The organism is Variovorax sp. Varisp36 (assembly GCF_047304235.1).
Lineage (GTDB): Bacteria > Pseudomonadota > Gammaproteobacteria > Burkholderiales > Burkholderiaceae_C > Variovorax.
Window position 1 is genome coordinate 1 of record NZ_JBGLYU010000022.1, and the last position, 15104, is coordinate 15104.

Consider the following 15104-nt stretch of genomic DNA (forward strand, 5'->3'; position numbering starts at 1 on the left):
CCCGGGGGGCCCCCCCCCGCCACCCCCCCCCGCCTCCGCCCCACCCTTTATGGCCCGGGGGCCCCCCCCGGGGCCCCTTCGCACAATGGACGCTGCCGTTGTGCTGGCTGATCAACCAGTGCTCTGATCGATCATGCTGGCGGGGTGCTCTGCGCAGCGAAATAAAGGAGGAGGCCAAAGGCCGGGGGACATTCGCGGAGCAGAGTACCCGTCGGCGCGAGCGCACCCCGAACACGACAGCGTGCCCAGAGCCACCCACGACCAAAGGATCAGGCCAGTGTGTAAGCCGTCTTCACAGTGGTGAAGAACTCCTGCGCATACTTGCCCTGCTCGCGCGGACCATAGCTCGAACCCTTGCGGCCGCCGAATGGCACGTGGTAGTCGACGCCAGCCGTCGGCAGGTTGACCATCACCATGCCCGCCTGGCTGTGGCGCTTGAAGTGCGTGGCGTACTTCAGGCTCGTGGTCGCAATGCCCGCCGAGAGGCCGAACTCTGTGTCGTTGGCCGTTGCCAGCGCCTCTTCGTAGTTCTTCACGCGGATCACGCTCGCGACCGGCCCGAAGATCTCTTCCTTGTTGATGCGCATGGCCGCGGCCGATTCGCTGAAGAGCGCGGGCGACATGTAGTAGCCGTCGGTCTCCAGCTTCAGCAGCTCGCCGCCGGCAGCCAGCGTGGCGCCCTCGCCCTTGCCGATGGCAACGTATTCCATGTCCTGGTCGAGCTGCGACTTGGACGAGACGGGGCCGATGTCGGTGCCCTGCGCGAGCGCATCGCCGACCTTGATCTTGGCCATGCGCGCCTTCATCGCCTCGATGAACTTGGGGTAGATGCCTTCGGTCACGATGAGGCGGCTCGACGCGGTGCAGCGCTGGCCGGTGGAATAGAACGCGCTTTGCACGCTGAGCTCCACGGCCTGCGCGAGGTCGGCGTCGTCCAGGATCACCTGCGGGTTCTTGCCGCCCATTTCGAGCTGCACCTTCTTGTGGTTGGTGACGCACTGCACGGCGATGTTGCGGCCCACGCCGACCGAGCCCGTGAAGCTGATCGCATGGATGCCGGGGTGGTTGACCAGCGCGTTGCCGATCACGCTGCCGCGGCCCATCACGAGGTTGAACACGCCGGCCGGGATGCCCGAGCGGCTGATGATCTCGGCCAGCGCCCAGGCGCAGCCGGGCACGAGGTCGGCAGGCTTCAGGACCACGCAGTTGCCGAAAGCGAGCGCTGGCGCGATCTTCCAGGCCGGGATGGCGATGGGGAAGTTCCACGGCGTGATGAGGCCGACCACGCCGACCGGCTCGCGCGTGATCTCCACGCCGATGTTGGGCCGCACCGAAGGCAGCACCTCGCCCGACAGGCGCAGGCATTCGCCGGCGAAGAACTTGAAGATCTGGCCCGCGCGGGTGGCCTCGCCGATGCCTTCGGCGCGGGTTTTGCCTTCTTCACGGGCCAGCAGCGTGCCGAGTTCTTCCTTGCGCGCGAGGATTTCGGTACCGATCTTGTCGAGCGCATCGGAGCGCGCCTGGATGCTGCCCGTGGCCCAGGCCGGGAAGGCGGCGGTGGCGGCAGCCACGGCGGCCTCGACGTGCGACGCGTCGCCCTGCGTGTACTGGCCGAGCACGTCGGACAGGTTGCTGGGGTTGAGGTTGGGGCTGTAGCTTGCGCCGGCACGCCATTCGCCGCCGATCAGGTTGTCGAAGTTTTGCATGAGGGGTTCCTTGCTGCTCGATGGAAAGAAAGAAGCCGGAGCACTGGGTGTCCGGCTGCGGAAATGGAAACGGGAGACTAAACCTTCAACGGACCATGCAAGGTTTTTTGTTGTCGAAAGTCCATCCCGGAATCAAGTATTGCATCGCCTGCGCGTCGTTGCGCGCGCCCAGGCCGTGCTTCAGGTAGAGCTGGTGCGCCTTCTCGACTTCATCCATGTCGAGTTCCACGCCCAAGCCGCCGCGCGTGGGCACCTTCACGAAGCCGCCTTCGATCTGCAGCGGCTCTTTCGTCAGGTGCTGGCCGTCCTGCCAGATCCAGTGCGTGTCGATCGCGGTGACCTTGCCCGGCGCCGCGGCCGCCACGTGCGTGAACATGGCGAGCGACACGTCGAAGTGGTTGTTCGAATGCGAGCCCCAGGTCAGGCCCCAGGCCTGGCACAGCTGCGCCACGCGCACGGAGCCCTGCAGGGTCCAGAAGTGCGGATCGGCCAGCGGAATGTCGACCGACTGCAGCGACAGGCTGTGCACCATCTCGCGCCAGTCGGTGGCCACCATGTTGGTGGCGGTCGGCAGGCCGGTGGCGCGGCGGAACTCGGCCATCACCTCGCGGCCCGAGAACACGCCTTCGGCGCCGCACGGGTCTTCGGCATAGGCCATCACGCCGTGCAGGTCGCGGCACAGGCGAATCGCGTCGGCGAGCAGCCAGCCGCCGTTCGGGTCGAGCGTGACGCGCGCCTGCGGAAAGCGCTCGTGCAGCGCGCGGATGGCCTCGACTTCTTCCTCGCCGCGCAGCACGCCGCCCTTGAGCTTGAAATCGGTGAAACCATAGCGCGCATGCGTGGCCTCGGCGAGGCGCACGATGGCCTCGGGCGTCATGGCTTCTTCATGGCGCAGGCGGAACCAGTCGTTGTCGGCGCCGGGGTCGCTTTCGTACGGCAGGTCGGTCTTGTTGCGGTCGCCCACATAGAAGAGGTAGCCGAGCATCTGCACCGCGTCGCGCTGCTGGCCTTCGCCGAGCAGGGCCGCCACGGGCACTTCGAGATGCTGGCCGAGCAGGTCGAGCAACGCCGCTTCGACGGCCGTTACTGCATGGATGGTCACGCGCAGGTCGAAGGTCTGCAGGCCGCGGCCGCCGCTGTCGCGGTTGGCGAAGGCGCTGCGCATGCTGTTGAGCACGGCGTTGTGGCGGCCGATGGGCTGGCCGACGATGAGGCCGCGCGCGTCTTCGAGCGTCTGGCGGATCTTCTCGCCGCCCGGCACTTCGCCGACGCCGGTGTGGCCGGCGCTGTCGGTCAGGATCAGCAGGTTGCGCGTGAAGAACGGACCGTGCGCGCCGCTGAGGTTCATCAGCATGCTGTCGTGGCCGGCGACGGGAATCACGCGCATGCCGGTAACGACGGGGGCACCGGTGACGGGAGAAGTGGAATCTGAAGATGTCATTTTCGAATCAATCCAAAACCATGCCGACCCCTTCGGGAAACACCGCGGGACCGGCTCTGCCGGGGCCGCTGGTGTTGCTCCGGCAAGGGTGTGCGCGAAGCCTGGGGAGCATTAGATCCTCACGGCCTGGCGGGCGAGCAGCTTCCAGCTTCCGTCCTGCTTCTGCCAGATGCCGAGGATCTTCAGCGCCACCTTGCCTGGCTTGCCCGAATCGTTGGTGTCGGCCGCGAGCGTGTGGCGCACGATGGCAGTCTGGCCGTCGACCACCTTGATGGTCTGGTCGGTGATCGTGATGGCCACGAAGTCCGACTTGCCGTCCACCAGGTCGCCGATGAAGCTGGCCTTGGTGTCGACCTTGCCGCTCGAGTGGCCATAGCTCAGGTCGTCGGCCACCAGCGCGCCGAGCGCGGCGGCGGTCGGATCGATCATCGCAATGCGCAGGCGCTCGGCGGCGGCTGCCACTTCGGGCGAGGCCGATGCCGCATTGCCCGCCTGCATCATCGAGCACCCTGAGAACGCGGCCGCCGCGGCGGCAATCAGGAAGAGCTTCTTGAGGAACATTGCCTTGTCTCCGTGTTGTTGTTCATGTTCGACGGCTTGCCGGCTTACTGCGGGCCGAGCGCGTCGATCAGCGCCTTGAGCTGTTCCATCTCGGCGGGCTTCAGGTCGGTGAGCGGCGCTCGCACGGGGCCCGCGTCGTGGCCGACGATCTTGGCGCCGGCCTTCACGATGCTCACGGCATAGCCCGGCGTGCGGTTGCGCAGTTCGAGGTACGGCATGAAGAAGTTCTTCAGCAGGCGGTGCTGCGTCGGCAGGTCGTCGGCGGCCACGGCCTTGTAGAAGTCCATGGCGGTCTTCGGAATGAAGTTGAAGACGGCCGACGAATACACCGGCGTGCCCATTGCCTTGTAGGCAGCGGCATAGACCTCGGCCGTAGGCAGGCCGCCCAGGTAGGCGAAGCGGTCGCCCATCTTCTGGTAGATGGCGACCATGGCCTCGATGTCGCCGATGCCGTCCTTGAAGCCGACGAGATTCGGGTTGCGCTCGGCCAGGCCGGCGAGCGTGTCGGGTTTCAGGCGGCTGGTGGCGCGGTTGTAGACGATCACGCCGAACTTCACGCTCTTGCACACGGCCTCGACGTGCGCGGCCAGGCCTTCCTGGCCGGCTTCGGTGAGGTAGTGCGGCAGCAGCAGGATGCCGTGCGCGCCAGCCTTCTCGGCGGCTTGCGCGCACTGGATGGCGAAGCGCGTGGGGCCGCCGGCGCCGGCAATGATCGGCACCACGCCGCGGCAGGTGTCGACGGCCGTCTGGATGATGCCGGGGTACTCGTCGCCAGTCAGCGAGAAGAACTCGCCCGTGCCGCCGGCCGCGAACAGAGCGCTCGCGCCGTAGGGAGCGAGCCATTCGAGGCGCTCGACGTAGCCCTTCTTGTTGAAGTCGCCGTTGCTGTCGAAGTCGGTCAGCGGAAACGAGAGCAGGCCGGAGCCCATGATGGTCTTGAGTTCTTGCGGGTTCATCGGGAAGAGTCCAGTGAAGTTTTTGAAAAATGAAGAAGATTCAAAGGGCGGCGATGCGGCTGCCGCGAGGCCGCCCCAAGGCGGGCCGCGCCCCACCCTCGGGGGGTGGCGAATTACACGGAGCGAAGCGAGTGAAGAGCCGGGGGGCAGACATGACTAGTCGAGCCTGACGTTGGCCTCTTTGATGACTTGCGCCCAGCGCGCGCGCTCCTTGGCGAAGAACTGGTCCTGCTCGGGCGCGGTCATGGTCACGACCTCTGCGCCCTGCCCGGCGAGGCGCGCGCGGATGTCGGGCGTGCGGATGATGCGCACCAGTTCCTTGTTGAGCCGGGCGATCACCGCGTCGGGCACGCCGCGCGCCGCGACCACGCCCTGCCAAGTGCCCGACTCGTAGCCGGGGACGCCCTGCTCCGCGATGGTCGGCACGCTGCCGATCAGCGGCATGCGCGTGGCTTTCGACACGGCGATCAGCTTGAGCTTGCCGGACTGCACCTGTGGATAGGTGGCGAGCATGCCGTTCATCAGCACCTGCGTCTGGCCCGACACGGTGTCGAGCACCGCCTGCACGCCGCCCTTGTAGGGCACGTATTCCCACTTGGCGCCGACCTTGCGCTGCAGCTCGATGCCGGCCAGGTGCGCGGTGCTGCCGCTGGCGGTCACGGCGAAGTTGAGATCGCTTTTCTTCGAGAGCTCGACCAGTTCCTTCAGCGTGTTCGCCTGCACCGAGGGATGCACCACCAGCAGGTGCGGCGAGTAGGCCAGCATGGAAACGCTGCGCAGGTCCTTCGACGGATCGAAAGGCAGCTTGGGATACAGCGACGGGCTGATGGCCAGCGCGCCGAGGTCGCACAGCATCAGCGTGTAGCCGTCGGCCGGTGCCTTGGCCAGCAGGTCGGCGCCGAGGTTGCCGTTGGCGCCGGCCTTGTTGTCGATGATCACCGACTGGCCCAGCGCCTCCGACAGCGGCTGGCTGATGGACCGCGCAATGATGTCGGACGAGCCTCCCGGCGGGTACGGGACGATGATGCGGATCGGCTTCGAGGGCCAGTTGCCGCCCCCGCCCTGCTGCGCGCCCTGCGCGATGGCGCTCAGCGGCAGGCTGGCGGCCAGGGTGGTGGCGAGTGCGGCACCGAGTGCGCCGCGCCGGTTGATGGTCATGCTGCCTCCAGTTGTTCGATGGTTCGTCATGGCTTCGCCCGTGCCCGAGCGAGTTATCAGTCATCGTACAACTAGAAAAACAACTTGTCCAGCCTGGCCGGCAAGAAAAATTCAGCTGGAGGGAGTGTCGTCGGACGACGGCGCGGCCGTGCCTGCGGCCGCATCGGCCTTCGCCTTCTGCTGCGCGGCCTCCTGCGCCAGGCGCAGCCGCTCGCGGCTGTTGGTCAGGTGGATGCGCATGGCCGCGCGCGCCGACTCGGGATCGCGCCGCGCGATGGCCGCGTAGATCTCCTCGTGCTCGCGGTTGACCCGGTTCAGATAGGGCGCGCCACCCTCGTGCGTGCGGATGGCGCTGATACGCGTACGCGGAATGAGCGTGGTGCCCAGGTGCCGCATGATGTCCGCGAAATAGGGGTTGCCGGTCGACTCGGCGATCTGCAGGTGGAAGCGGAAGTCCGGCCCCACGGTGTCGCCCGCCACGACCACGTTGCGCTCGAAATCGTCGAGCGCCTGGCGCATGGCAACCAACTGCTCGTCGGTGCGGCGGCTCGCAGCAAGGCCGGCCGACTCGGTCTCCAGGCTGATGCGCAGCTCCAGCACGGCCAGCACGTCGACCGATGCGGCAATCTCCCCGGGATCGAGGCGAAACACCCCGCCCGCCCGCGGCTGCAGCACGAAGGTGCCCACGCCGTGCAGCGTCTCGACCAGCCCGCCGGCCTGCAGCTTCGACAGCGCCTCGCGCACCACGGTGCGGCTCACGCCATAGGCCTGCATGATGGCCGACTCGGTCGGCAGCTTGTCGCCCGGGCGCAGCGACTGGCTGCGGATTTTTTCGCCCAGGTCTTCCACCAGCCCATGCGCGAGGCCGCGTGCGCGCTGGCGCGGTCGCCCCACGAAAGCAGCTCCCGCAGCCGAAGCGGCAGACGCCGTTTCCACCGGCGCTTGTGATTCCAAGGGATTACCCGCAGTCGACTGAGCCATGGCCACGATGATAATCTCCAACTAGTTGTACGACAACAGATAACCCATCTCACATCTCCTGGCGCCGCCGGCCATTTCGCCTGCGGCTTTCGGCTTCCACGGCACCGACATGCAGCCCTTTGACTTTGCTCCGTCGGCATCGTACCGGCCGCTTTCAGAAAAGCACCGTGACGGCGGGCCCTCGGAAACCATGACTCCTGAATGTATGGACGCGCAACGATGACAGACAAGAAGATGAACCGCCTCCTCCTGACCGGCGCGGCCGGCGGACTCGGCAAGGTGCTGCGCGAGCGGCTCAAGCCCTTTGCCGGCACGCTGCGCCTGTCGGACATCGCTTCGCTTTCGCCAGCCGTGGACGCGAGCGAGGAAGTCGTGCCCTGCGACCTCTCGGACAAGGCGGCAGTGCATGCGCTGGTCGAAGGCTGCGACGCCATCGTCCACCTGGGCGGCGTGTCGGTGGAGCGCCCGTTCGAGGAAATCCTCGAAGCCAACATCAAGGGCGTGTTCAATGTCTACGAAGCCGCGCGCCGCCACGGCGTGAAGCGCGTGGTGTTCGCGAGTTCGAACCACGTGATCGGCTTCTACAAGCAAAGCGAACACATCGACGCGCACGCCGTGCGCCGGCCCGACGGCTACTACGGCCTGTCGAAATCCTTCGGCGAGGACATGGCGCAGTTCTACTTCGACCGCTGGGGCATCGAGACCGTGAGCATCCGCATCGGCTCCTCGTTCCCGGAGCCCGCCAACCGCCGCATGATGAGCACCTGGCTCAGCTATCGCGACCTGACGACGCTGATCGAGAAGTCGCTGTTCACGCCGGACGTGAAGCACACGGTGGTCTACGGCATGTCGAACAACCGCGACGTGTGGTGGGACAACAGCGCGGCCGCGCACCTGGGCTTCGTGCCGCAAGACAGCTCGGAGGTGTTCCGCGACAAGGTCGAGGCACAACCACCTGTCGCCCCCACCGACCCGAACGCCATCTACCAGGGCGGCGCCTTCACCGCGCAAGGCCCCTTCGGCGATGCAAGCTGAACTGGTTCTCGACGCGCGCAACGGCACCGGCGAAAGCCCGGTGTGGCATGCCGGGCAGCAGGCGCTGTACTGGGTCGACATTCCGGCGCGCACACTGAACCGCTGGCACGCGAGCGAAGGCCACACGCAATGGACGGCGAACGAAATGATCGCCTGCATCGCGCCGCGCGCCGACGTTCCCGGCGAATGGATCGCCGGCATGGAAAGCGGCCTGTTCTCGCTGAAGCCGCAGGCCGATGGCACGTTGGCCGCCAGCCCGCTCGCCCCCGTCGCGCACGCGGCACCGGCCATGCGCTTCAACGACGGCCGCTGCGACCGACAGGGCCGCTTCTGGGCCGGCACGATGCTGCTCGACATGGCGGCCGGCGCGCGCATCGGCCGCCTCTACCGCTACGGCAAGGGCAGCGACAACGCCGCTGAGCGCCTCGGCGATCTCATCGTGCCCAACGGCCTGGCCTTCAGCCCGGACGGCCGCACGATGTACCTCTCGGACTCGCACCCCGGCGTACAAGCCGTCTGGGCCTTCGACTACGACACGGACACCGGCACGCCCACCAACCGCCGCCTGTTCATCGACATGAAGCCCCTGCCCGGCCGTCCCGACGGCGCCGCCATGGACACCGACGGCTGCTACTGGATCTGCGGCAACGACGCCGGCCTGGTGCACCGCTTCACGCCCGACGGCCGGCTCGACCGCTCGCTCGAAGTACCGGTGAAGAAGCCCGCCATGTGCGCCTTCGGCGGCCCGGACCTCGACACCCTCTTCGTCACCTCCATCCGTCCCGGCGGCACCGACCTTTCGGACCAGCCGCTGGCCGGCGGCGTGTTCGCGCTGCGGCCCGGTGCGAAGGGCCTCGCGGAGCCCGCTTTCGGCATCTGACCCTGTTGTTCATCCACTGCGTTTTCTTTTCATCCACCGAGGAGCTATCAAGAATGAAATCACTACAAATGAAGAAGCTGTCGGGCCTGATCGCGATCGGCCTGGTCACCCTCACGGTATCGAACGCCGCCATGGCACGAACCTTCCGCTCCGCCGAAGTGCACGCCAAGGACTTTCCCACCAACCAGGCGGTGAAGTTCATGGGCGATGAGCTGTCGAAGGCCACGGGCGGCAAGGACAACATCAAGATCTTCGCCGACAGTTCGCTGGGCTCGGAGAAGGACACGGTCGAGCAGGTGAAGATCGGCGCGCTGGACATGGTGCGCGTGAGCAGCGCCTCGTTCCACGGCATCGTGCCGGAGTCGGTGATTCCGTCGCTGCCCTTCCTGTTCCGCGACATCGAGCATTTCCGCAAGGCCATGTACGGACCGACCGGCGACAAGGTGCTGGCCGCGTTCGAGAAGGCCGGCTTCATCGGCCTGTGCATGTATGAAAGCGGCGCGCGCTCGGTCTACGCCAAGAAGCCGATCAAGACAGTGGCCGACATGAAGGGCCTGAAGATCCGCGTGCAGCCCTCCGACCTGATGGTGAGCCTGGTGAGCGCCACCGGCGCCTCGCCCACGCCGATGCCCATCGCCGAGGTCTACACCGGCCTGAAGACCGGCCTGGTGGACGCCGCCGAGAACAACTACCCCTCGTACGACGAAGCCAAGCACTTCGAGGCCGCGCCGGTCTACTCCGAGACCATGCACGTCATGACGCCCGAAGTGCTGGTGTTCTCCAAGAAGATCTGGGACACGCTGAGCAAGGAAGAACAGGCCGCGATCCGCAAGGCCGCGAAGGACTCGGTGCCCTACTACGTGAAGCTGTGGGAGCCGCGCGAGAAGGACGCCAAGGCGGCCGTCATCAAGGGCGGCGCGAAAGTCGTGGCCGCCGCCGATATCGACCGCAAGGGCTTCGTCGATGCCGAGAAGCCGGTGTGGGACAAGTTCGCCACCACGCCGGAGCTGAAGGCGCTGGTGCAGGAAATCGTCAACACGAAATGACGCCCACGGCTTCTCTCCCTCACCTTTCGGAGGGAGGGGGCAAGGCAGGACTTCCAAATGCATTTGCTGACCCATCTGAACGCACGGCTTTCGCGCTGGGCGATGTACATCGCCTGCGTGTGCCTTGTCGGCCTGCTCGCAGTCGTCGTCTACGGCGTGGTGCTGCGCTACGTCTTCAATGACGCCCCGCCGTACGTGGAGCAGGTCGCGCTGCTGCTGGTGATCTCGGTCGCCATGTTCGGCGCTTCCGCCGGCGTGCGCGACGCCGGCCACATCGGCCTCGATTCGCTGGTGAAGGTACTGCCGCCCAAAGCGCAGTTCTGGTGCAAGGCGCTTGTCTATGTGCTGACCATCGGCTTCGCCATCGCATTGATCGCGGGCGGTGCCGAGATGGCCGTGTCCACACGCGAGTCGACCATTCCCACGCTGGGCATGTCCGAGGCCGTGCGCTACGTGCCGATTCTCTTTGCGGGGGTGCTGATCACCCTCTTCTCCCTCGAGCACCTGGCGGCTCAGTTCACAGACCAGAAGGTCGTTCCATCATGGCATTGACAGTGCTGTCGCTGAGCTTCGTGCTCTTCCTGCTGCTCGGCATGCCGGTGGCCTTCGCCATCGGGCTGAGCTGCCTGGCCACCTTTGCCTACGAGGGCCTGCCGTTCGAGACCGCCATCCAGATGATGGTGTCGGGCATGAACGTGTTCTCGTTCCTGGCCATTCCTTTCTTCATCTTCTCGGGCGAACTGATGCTGCACGGCGGCATCGCCGACAAGATCGTCGCCTTCGCGCGCAGCCTCGTCGGCCATTGGAAGGGCGGCCTGGGCCTGGCCAACGTGGTGGCATCGACGCTGTTCGGCGGCGTCTCCGGCTCCCCCGTGGCCGACACCTCGGCCATGGGCGGCGTGATGATCCCGATCATGAAGCGCGAGGGCTACAGCGCGGCGTATGCGGTGAACGTGACGACGCACGCCTCGCTCTCGGGTGCGCTGATGCCGACCTCGCACAACATGATCATCTACGCCTTCGCAGCGCAGGCCGCGGTGGGCACCATCGACGGGCACATCATCAAGGGCGTGTCCATCGGCGACCTGATGTTCGCGGGGCTGATCCCGGTGTTCTGGATCATGGTGTGCATGCTGGTGGCCGCCTACTGGCAGGCCGCCAAGCATGGCTACCCGAAGCGCACCGACGGCAGCACGATGGTCGAGCGCTTCCCCGGCTGGGGCATGGTGGCCAAGACCTTCCTGGCTGCGATTCCCGGCCTGATGGTGATCGTGATCATCCTGGTGTGCGTGATGAAGGGCGTGGCAACGGCCACCGAGGCGGCGGCCATCGCGGTGACGTATTCGCTGCTGCTCACGGTGGTGGCCTACCGCACGATGACGCGCGAGAAGCTCTTCAAGTCGCTGGCCAAGGCGTCGAAGACCACCGGCGTGATCCTGTTGCTGATCGGCGTGTCGAACATGCTGCGCTACCAGATGGCCTACCTGGAGATCCCGGACGCCATCGAGACCGTGCTGCTGGCCGCCACCTCCAGTCCCTGGCTGATGCTGCTGTACATCAACATCATCCAGATCTTCCTGGGCATCTTCCTGGACATGGCGGCGCACATCCTGATCACGACGCCGCTGTTCCTGCCGCTGGCCATCCAGATGGGCGTGGGCCCGGTGCAGTTCGGGATGATGCTGCTGCTGAACTGCGCGCTGGGCCTGGTGCACCCGCCGGTGGGCACGGTGCAGTTCATCGGCTGCGCGATCGGCAAGATATCCATCGGGGAGGCGACGAAAACCGCCTGGCCCTACTATCTGGCGATCTTCATCGCCATCACCCTGGTGACCTACGTGCCGGCCTTCTCCACCTGGCTGCCCACGATGCTGACCGGCCACAAGGTGCTGTAAGCAACAAAGGTCCTCACGATGAGCAATGCCGCCTCCGGAGCCTCGCCGCTCTACATCCGCATCCACGCCAACGACAACGTGGCCATCGTCGCGAACGACGGCGGCCTGAAGGCCGGCACCTCGTTCGCCGACGGCCTGGTGCTGGTGGACAACGTGCCCCAGGGTCACAAGGTGGCCCTGGCCGACCTGGCCGAGGGCGCGGCCATCGTCCGCTACAACGTGGTGATCGGCTATGCACAGAAAGCACTGCCGCGCGGCAGCTGGGTGCACGAGCGCGTAATGCGCATGCCGGTGGCGCCCGGCCTCGACGGCCTGCCCATCGCCACGGTCAAGCCCCCCGCCCTGCCCCCGCTGGAGGGCTACACCTTCGAGGGCTACCGCAACGCCGACGGCTCGGTGGGCACGCGCAACATCCTCGCGATCACGCAGACGGTGCAGTGCGTGGCCGGCGTGACCGACTTCGCGGTGCAGCGCATCAAGGCCGAGCTGCTGCCCAGGTACCCGAACGTCGACGACGTGGTGGCGCTGGAGCACAGCTACGGCTGCGGCGTGGCCATCGATGCGCCGGATGCCATCGTGCCGATCCGCACGCTGCGCAACATCAGCCTCAATCCGAACTTCGGCGGCGAGGTGATGGTGGTGAGCCTGGGCTGCGAGAAGCTGCAGCCCGAGCGGCTGCTGCCGCCGGGAAGCATTCCCATCATCGACAAGCGCGGCGATGCCGGCGGCGATGCGGCAGAGCTCGACGTGGTCTGCCTGCAGGACGACGAGCATGTCGGCTTCATGTCGATGATCGACTCGGTCATGCGCCAGGCCGACGAGCACCTCGCGCGGCTCAACAGGCGCAGGCGCGAAACCGTGCCCGCCAGCGAACTGGTGGTGGGCGTCCAGTGCGGCGGCAGCGACGCCTTCTCGGGCGTCACCGCCAACCCCGCCGTGGGCTTCTGCACCGACCTGCTGGTGCGCGCGGGCGCCACCGTGATGTTCTCGGAAACGACCGAGGTGCGCGACGGCATCGACCAGCTCACCTCGCGCGCGTCCACGCCCGAGGTGGCCGAGGCCATGATCCGCGAGATGGCCTGGTACGACGCCTACCTGCAGAAGGGCCGCGTCGACCGCAGCGCCAACACCACGCCGGGCAACAAGAAGGGCGGCCTGTCGAACATCGTCGAGAAGGCGATGGGCTCCATCGTCAAGTCGGGCTCGGCGCCCATCACCGGCGTGCTCGCGCCCGGCGAGAAGGCTGCGCAGAAGGGCCTGATCTACGCCGCCACGCCGGCCAGCGATTTCATCTGCGGCACGCTGCAGCTGGCGGCCGGCATCAACCTGCACGTGTTCACCACCGGCCGCGGCACGCCCTACGGGCTGGCCGAGGTACCGGTGATCAAGGTCGCCACGCGCAGCGACCTCGCGCGCCGCTGGCACGACCTGATGGACGTGAACGCAGGCCGCATCGCCGACGGCGAGGCCAGCATCGAGGACGTGGGCTGGGAGCTGTTCCGCCTGATGCTCGACGTGGCCAGCGGCCGCAAGAAAACATGGGCCGAGCACTGGAAGCTGCACAACGCGCTGGTGCTGTTCAACCCGGCACCCGTGACCTGATCCCTTCGCACGGAGCAAAGACATGGAAGACCTCAAGGACAAGACAGCGCTCGTCACCGGCGCCAGCACCGGCATCGGCGCCGCGGTGGCCGTCGCCTTTGCGGCGCGCGGCATGCGCGTGGCGGTGCACTACAACAGCTCGGCCGATGCGGCGAACGGGGTGGTCGACACCATCCGCGCGGCCGGCGGCACCGCCTTCGCGCTGAAGGCCGACGTGCGCGACACGGCCGCAATCCGCGAATGCGTGAAACAGGCCGCGGCGCAGCTGGGGCGCATCGACGTGCTCGTCAACAACGCCGGCAGCCTGGTCAAGCGCGTGCCGATCGCCGAGTTCGACGACGCGCTGTTCGACGAGGTGATGCACATCAACGCGCGCTCGGTGCTCGCCTACTGCCGCGAGGTGGTGCCGCTGATGCGCGCGCAGGGCAGCGGCAACATCATCAACGTGACCTCGGTCGCGGCACGCACCGGCGGCGGGCCAGCCGCCTATTTGTACGCGGGCTCGAAGGGCTTCGTGAGCACGGCGACGCACGGGCTCGCGAAGGAGCTGGTGGGCGACCGCATCCGCGTGAATGCCGTGGCGCCCGGCGTGATCCAGACGCCGTTCCAGGACCGCTTCTCGACACCCGCAATGCTGGAGAACTTCCGCGCCGGCATTCCGATGGGCCGCATCGGCGTGCCCGAGGAATGCGTCGGCGCCTTCCTGTACCTGGCGTCGGAGCAGCTCTCCGGCTACGTCACGGGGCAGGTGATCGAGGTGAACGGCGGCCAGTACATGCCCTGAGGCACGCACGAAGAACACGAGGAGGCCTTGCGCGAGGCCCCGGATCGGATCAACAACGGAGACGACGACATCATGAGAAGAATCCAGCTTGTTCGCGGCATCGCCGCCCTCTCGGCCACGGCAGCTCTTTCGCTCGGGCTGGCCACGCCGGCCGCGGCGCAGGCCGATTTTCCGAACCGTCCGATCGAGCTGCTGGTGCCCTACCAGCCCGGCGGCGGGACCGATGGCCTGGCACGCGCTTTTTCCGAGGCGAGCCGCAAGCACATCTCGCAGAGCATCGTGATCGTCAACCGCCCCGGCGCTGGCGGCGCCATCGGCTGGACGGAGGTGATCAACGCCAAGCCCGACGGCTACAAGCTCGCGGTGCTGACGGTCGAGCTGCTGACGCTGCCGCACCTGGGCCTTGCCAAGTTCAACTACGACGACTTCCAGCCGATCGCGCAGCTCAATGCCGATCCGGCGGCGATCACCGTGAAGGCCGACGCGCCGTGGAACACCATCGAGGAGTTCCTGGCGGCCGCGAAGAAGTCGCCCGAGGGCGTGCGCGTGGGCAACTCGGGCAACGGCTCGATCTGGCACCTTGCCGCCGCGGCGCTCGAAGACAAGACCGGCGCGAAGTTCGGCCACATCCCGTTCCAGGGCGCGGCGCCGGCGGTGCTGGCGCTGCTCGGCGGACACATCGAGGCCGTGGCGGTGAGCCCGGCCGAAGTCACCACGCATGTGCAGGGCGGCAAGCTCAAGGTGCTGATGGTGATGGCCGACAAGCGCGTGAAGGGCTTCGAGAAGGTGCCCACCGCCAAGGAACGCGGCATCGATCTGTCGATCGGCACCTGGCGCGGCCTCGGCGCGCCGAAGAACACACCGCCCGAAGTGATGGCGAAGCTGCGCGAGATGACGGCGAAGACCGCCGCCGAGCCGCTGATGCACGAGGTGATGGACAAGCAGAACCTGGGCTACGTCTACACCGACGGCGCCGTGTTCAAGGAGACGCTGGCCAAGGACAACGTCTACTTCAAGCAGCTCATCACCAAACTGAACATCAAACCCTGAACCGCGAAC

14 protein-coding genes are annotated in these 15104 nt (G+C 66.8%); 8 read left to right on the forward strand and 6 right to left on the reverse strand.

Annotated features, from left to right (window positions below):
- Positions 1–269: 269 nt before the first annotated feature.
- The 6 genes from ACCD11_RS14840 to ACCD11_RS14865 form a co-directional block, all read right to left on the reverse strand.
- Positions 270–1706, reverse strand: coding sequence for an aldehyde dehydrogenase family protein (locus tag ACCD11_RS14840; RefSeq protein ID WP_007836411.1), 1437 nt, complete (start codon positions 1704–1706; stop codon positions 270–272).
- A gap of 85 nt (positions 1707–1791) precedes the next feature.
- Positions 1792–3147, reverse strand: coding sequence for a glucarate dehydratase (gudD, locus tag ACCD11_RS14845; protein WP_413314439.1), 1356 nt, complete (start codon positions 3145–3147; stop codon positions 1792–1794).
- Between the two features lie 111 nt (positions 3148–3258).
- Positions 3259–3708 carry a nuclear transport factor 2 family protein gene (locus ACCD11_RS14850; RefSeq protein ID WP_413314440.1) on the reverse strand — a complete coding sequence of 150 codons (450 nt, stop codon included), beginning with the start codon at positions 3706–3708 and terminating at the stop codon, positions 3259–3261.
- A 44-nt stretch (positions 3709–3752) separates the two neighbouring features.
- The gene (gene kdgD / locus ACCD11_RS14855; RefSeq protein WP_007836417.1) at positions 3753–4664 is read right to left on the reverse strand and encodes a 5-dehydro-4-deoxyglucarate dehydratase; all 912 of its coding nucleotides are present in this window, start codon (positions 4662–4664) and stop codon (positions 3753–3755) included.
- Between the two features lie 156 nt (positions 4665–4820).
- The gene (locus ACCD11_RS14860; RefSeq protein ID WP_413314441.1) at positions 4821–5822 is read right to left on the reverse strand and encodes a Bug family tripartite tricarboxylate transporter substrate binding protein; all 1002 of its coding nucleotides are present in this window, start codon (positions 5820–5822) and stop codon (positions 4821–4823) included.
- Positions 5823–5933: 111 nt separating this feature from the next.
- Positions 5934–6803, reverse strand: a complete 870-nt coding sequence (locus ACCD11_RS14865; RefSeq protein WP_413314442.1) for a FadR/GntR family transcriptional regulator — start codon at positions 6801–6803, stop codon at positions 5934–5936.
- Between the two features lie 219 nt (positions 6804–7022).
- Between ACCD11_RS14865 and ACCD11_RS14870 the strand changes: the two genes are divergently transcribed.
- From ACCD11_RS14870 to ACCD11_RS14905, 8 genes are all read left to right on the forward strand, one after another.
- Entirely contained in the window at positions 7023–7838 is an 816-nt protein-coding gene (locus tag ACCD11_RS14870) for an NAD-dependent epimerase/dehydratase family protein (RefSeq protein WP_007836424.1), read from the forward strand.
- Positions 7828–8718 carry an SMP-30/gluconolactonase/LRE family protein gene (locus ACCD11_RS14875; protein ID WP_413314443.1) on the forward strand — a complete coding sequence of 297 codons (891 nt, stop codon included), beginning with the start codon at positions 7828–7830 and terminating at the stop codon, positions 8716–8718. Before ACCD11_RS14870 ends, ACCD11_RS14875 begins: the two co-directional genes overlap by 11 nt.
- A 68-nt stretch (positions 8719–8786) precedes the next feature.
- Complete coding sequence (locus ACCD11_RS14880; protein WP_413314504.1) at positions 8787–9764, forward strand: TRAP transporter substrate-binding protein; 978 nt, start codon at positions 8787–8789, stop codon at positions 9762–9764.
- A 57-nt stretch (positions 9765–9821) separates the two neighbouring features.
- A complete protein-coding gene (locus ACCD11_RS14885; RefSeq protein WP_007836430.1) occupies positions 9822–10316 on the forward strand; it encodes a TRAP transporter small permease in 495 nt (164 codons plus the stop codon).
- Positions 10307–11659, forward strand: coding sequence for a TRAP transporter large permease (locus tag ACCD11_RS14890; protein WP_007836432.1), 1353 nt, complete (start codon positions 10307–10309; stop codon positions 11657–11659). Before ACCD11_RS14885 ends, ACCD11_RS14890 begins: the two co-directional genes overlap by 10 nt.
- An 18-nt stretch (positions 11660–11677) precedes the next feature.
- Positions 11678–13261, forward strand: coding sequence for a galactarate dehydratase (gene garD, locus ACCD11_RS14895; RefSeq protein WP_413314444.1), 1584 nt, complete (start codon positions 11678–11680; stop codon positions 13259–13261).
- A 22-nt stretch (positions 13262–13283) separates the two neighbouring features.
- On the forward strand, positions 13284–14045 hold the full coding sequence (locus tag ACCD11_RS14900) for an SDR family NAD(P)-dependent oxidoreductase (protein WP_413314445.1): 762 nt from the start codon (positions 13284–13286) through the stop codon (positions 14043–14045).
- A gap of 72 nt (positions 14046–14117) precedes the next feature.
- Positions 14118–15095: a Bug family tripartite tricarboxylate transporter substrate binding protein gene (locus ACCD11_RS14905; RefSeq protein ID WP_042673906.1), complete on the forward strand. Its 978-nt coding sequence runs from the start codon at positions 14118–14120 to the stop codon at positions 15093–15095.
- Positions 15096–15104 lie beyond the last annotated feature (9 nt).

Coding starts and splice junctions, on each gene's coding strand:
- ACCD11_RS14840 (WP_007836411.1), bottom strand. CDS start 1,706: ATGCAAAACTTCGACAACCTGATCGGCGGCGAATGGCGTGCCGGCGCA.
- gudD (WP_413314439.1), bottom strand. CDS start 3,147: ATGACATCTTCAGATTCCACTTCTCCCGTCACCGGTGCCCCCGTCGTT.
- ACCD11_RS14850 (WP_413314440.1), bottom strand. CDS start 3,708: ATGTTCCTCAAGAAGCTCTTCCTGATTGCCGCCGCGGCGGCCGCGTTC.
- kdgD (WP_007836417.1), bottom strand. CDS start 4,664: ATGAACCCGCAAGAACTCAAGACCATCATGGGCTCCGGCCTGCTCTCG.
- ACCD11_RS14860 (WP_413314441.1), bottom strand. CDS start 5,822: ATGACCATCAACCGGCGCGGCGCACTCGGTGCCGCACTCGCCACCACC.
- ACCD11_RS14865 (WP_413314442.1), bottom strand. CDS start 6,803: ATGGCTCAGTCGACTGCGGGTAATCCCTTGGAATCACAAGCGCCGGTG.
- ACCD11_RS14870 (WP_007836424.1), top strand. CDS start 7,023: ATGACAGACAAGAAGATGAACCGCCTCCTCCTGACCGGCGCGGCCGGC.
- ACCD11_RS14875 (WP_413314443.1), top strand. CDS start 7,828: ATGCAAGCTGAACTGGTTCTCGACGCGCGCAACGGCACCGGCGAAAGC.
- ACCD11_RS14880 (WP_413314504.1), top strand. CDS start 8,787: ATGAAGAAGCTGTCGGGCCTGATCGCGATCGGCCTGGTCACCCTCACG.
- ACCD11_RS14885 (WP_007836430.1), top strand. CDS start 9,822: ATGCATTTGCTGACCCATCTGAACGCACGGCTTTCGCGCTGGGCGATG.
- ACCD11_RS14890 (WP_007836432.1), top strand. CDS start 10,307: ATGGCATTGACAGTGCTGTCGCTGAGCTTCGTGCTCTTCCTGCTGCTC.
- garD (WP_413314444.1), top strand. CDS start 11,678: ATGAGCAATGCCGCCTCCGGAGCCTCGCCGCTCTACATCCGCATCCAC.
- ACCD11_RS14900 (WP_413314445.1), top strand. CDS start 13,284: ATGGAAGACCTCAAGGACAAGACAGCGCTCGTCACCGGCGCCAGCACC.
- ACCD11_RS14905 (WP_042673906.1), top strand. CDS start 14,118: ATGAGAAGAATCCAGCTTGTTCGCGGCATCGCCGCCCTCTCGGCCACG.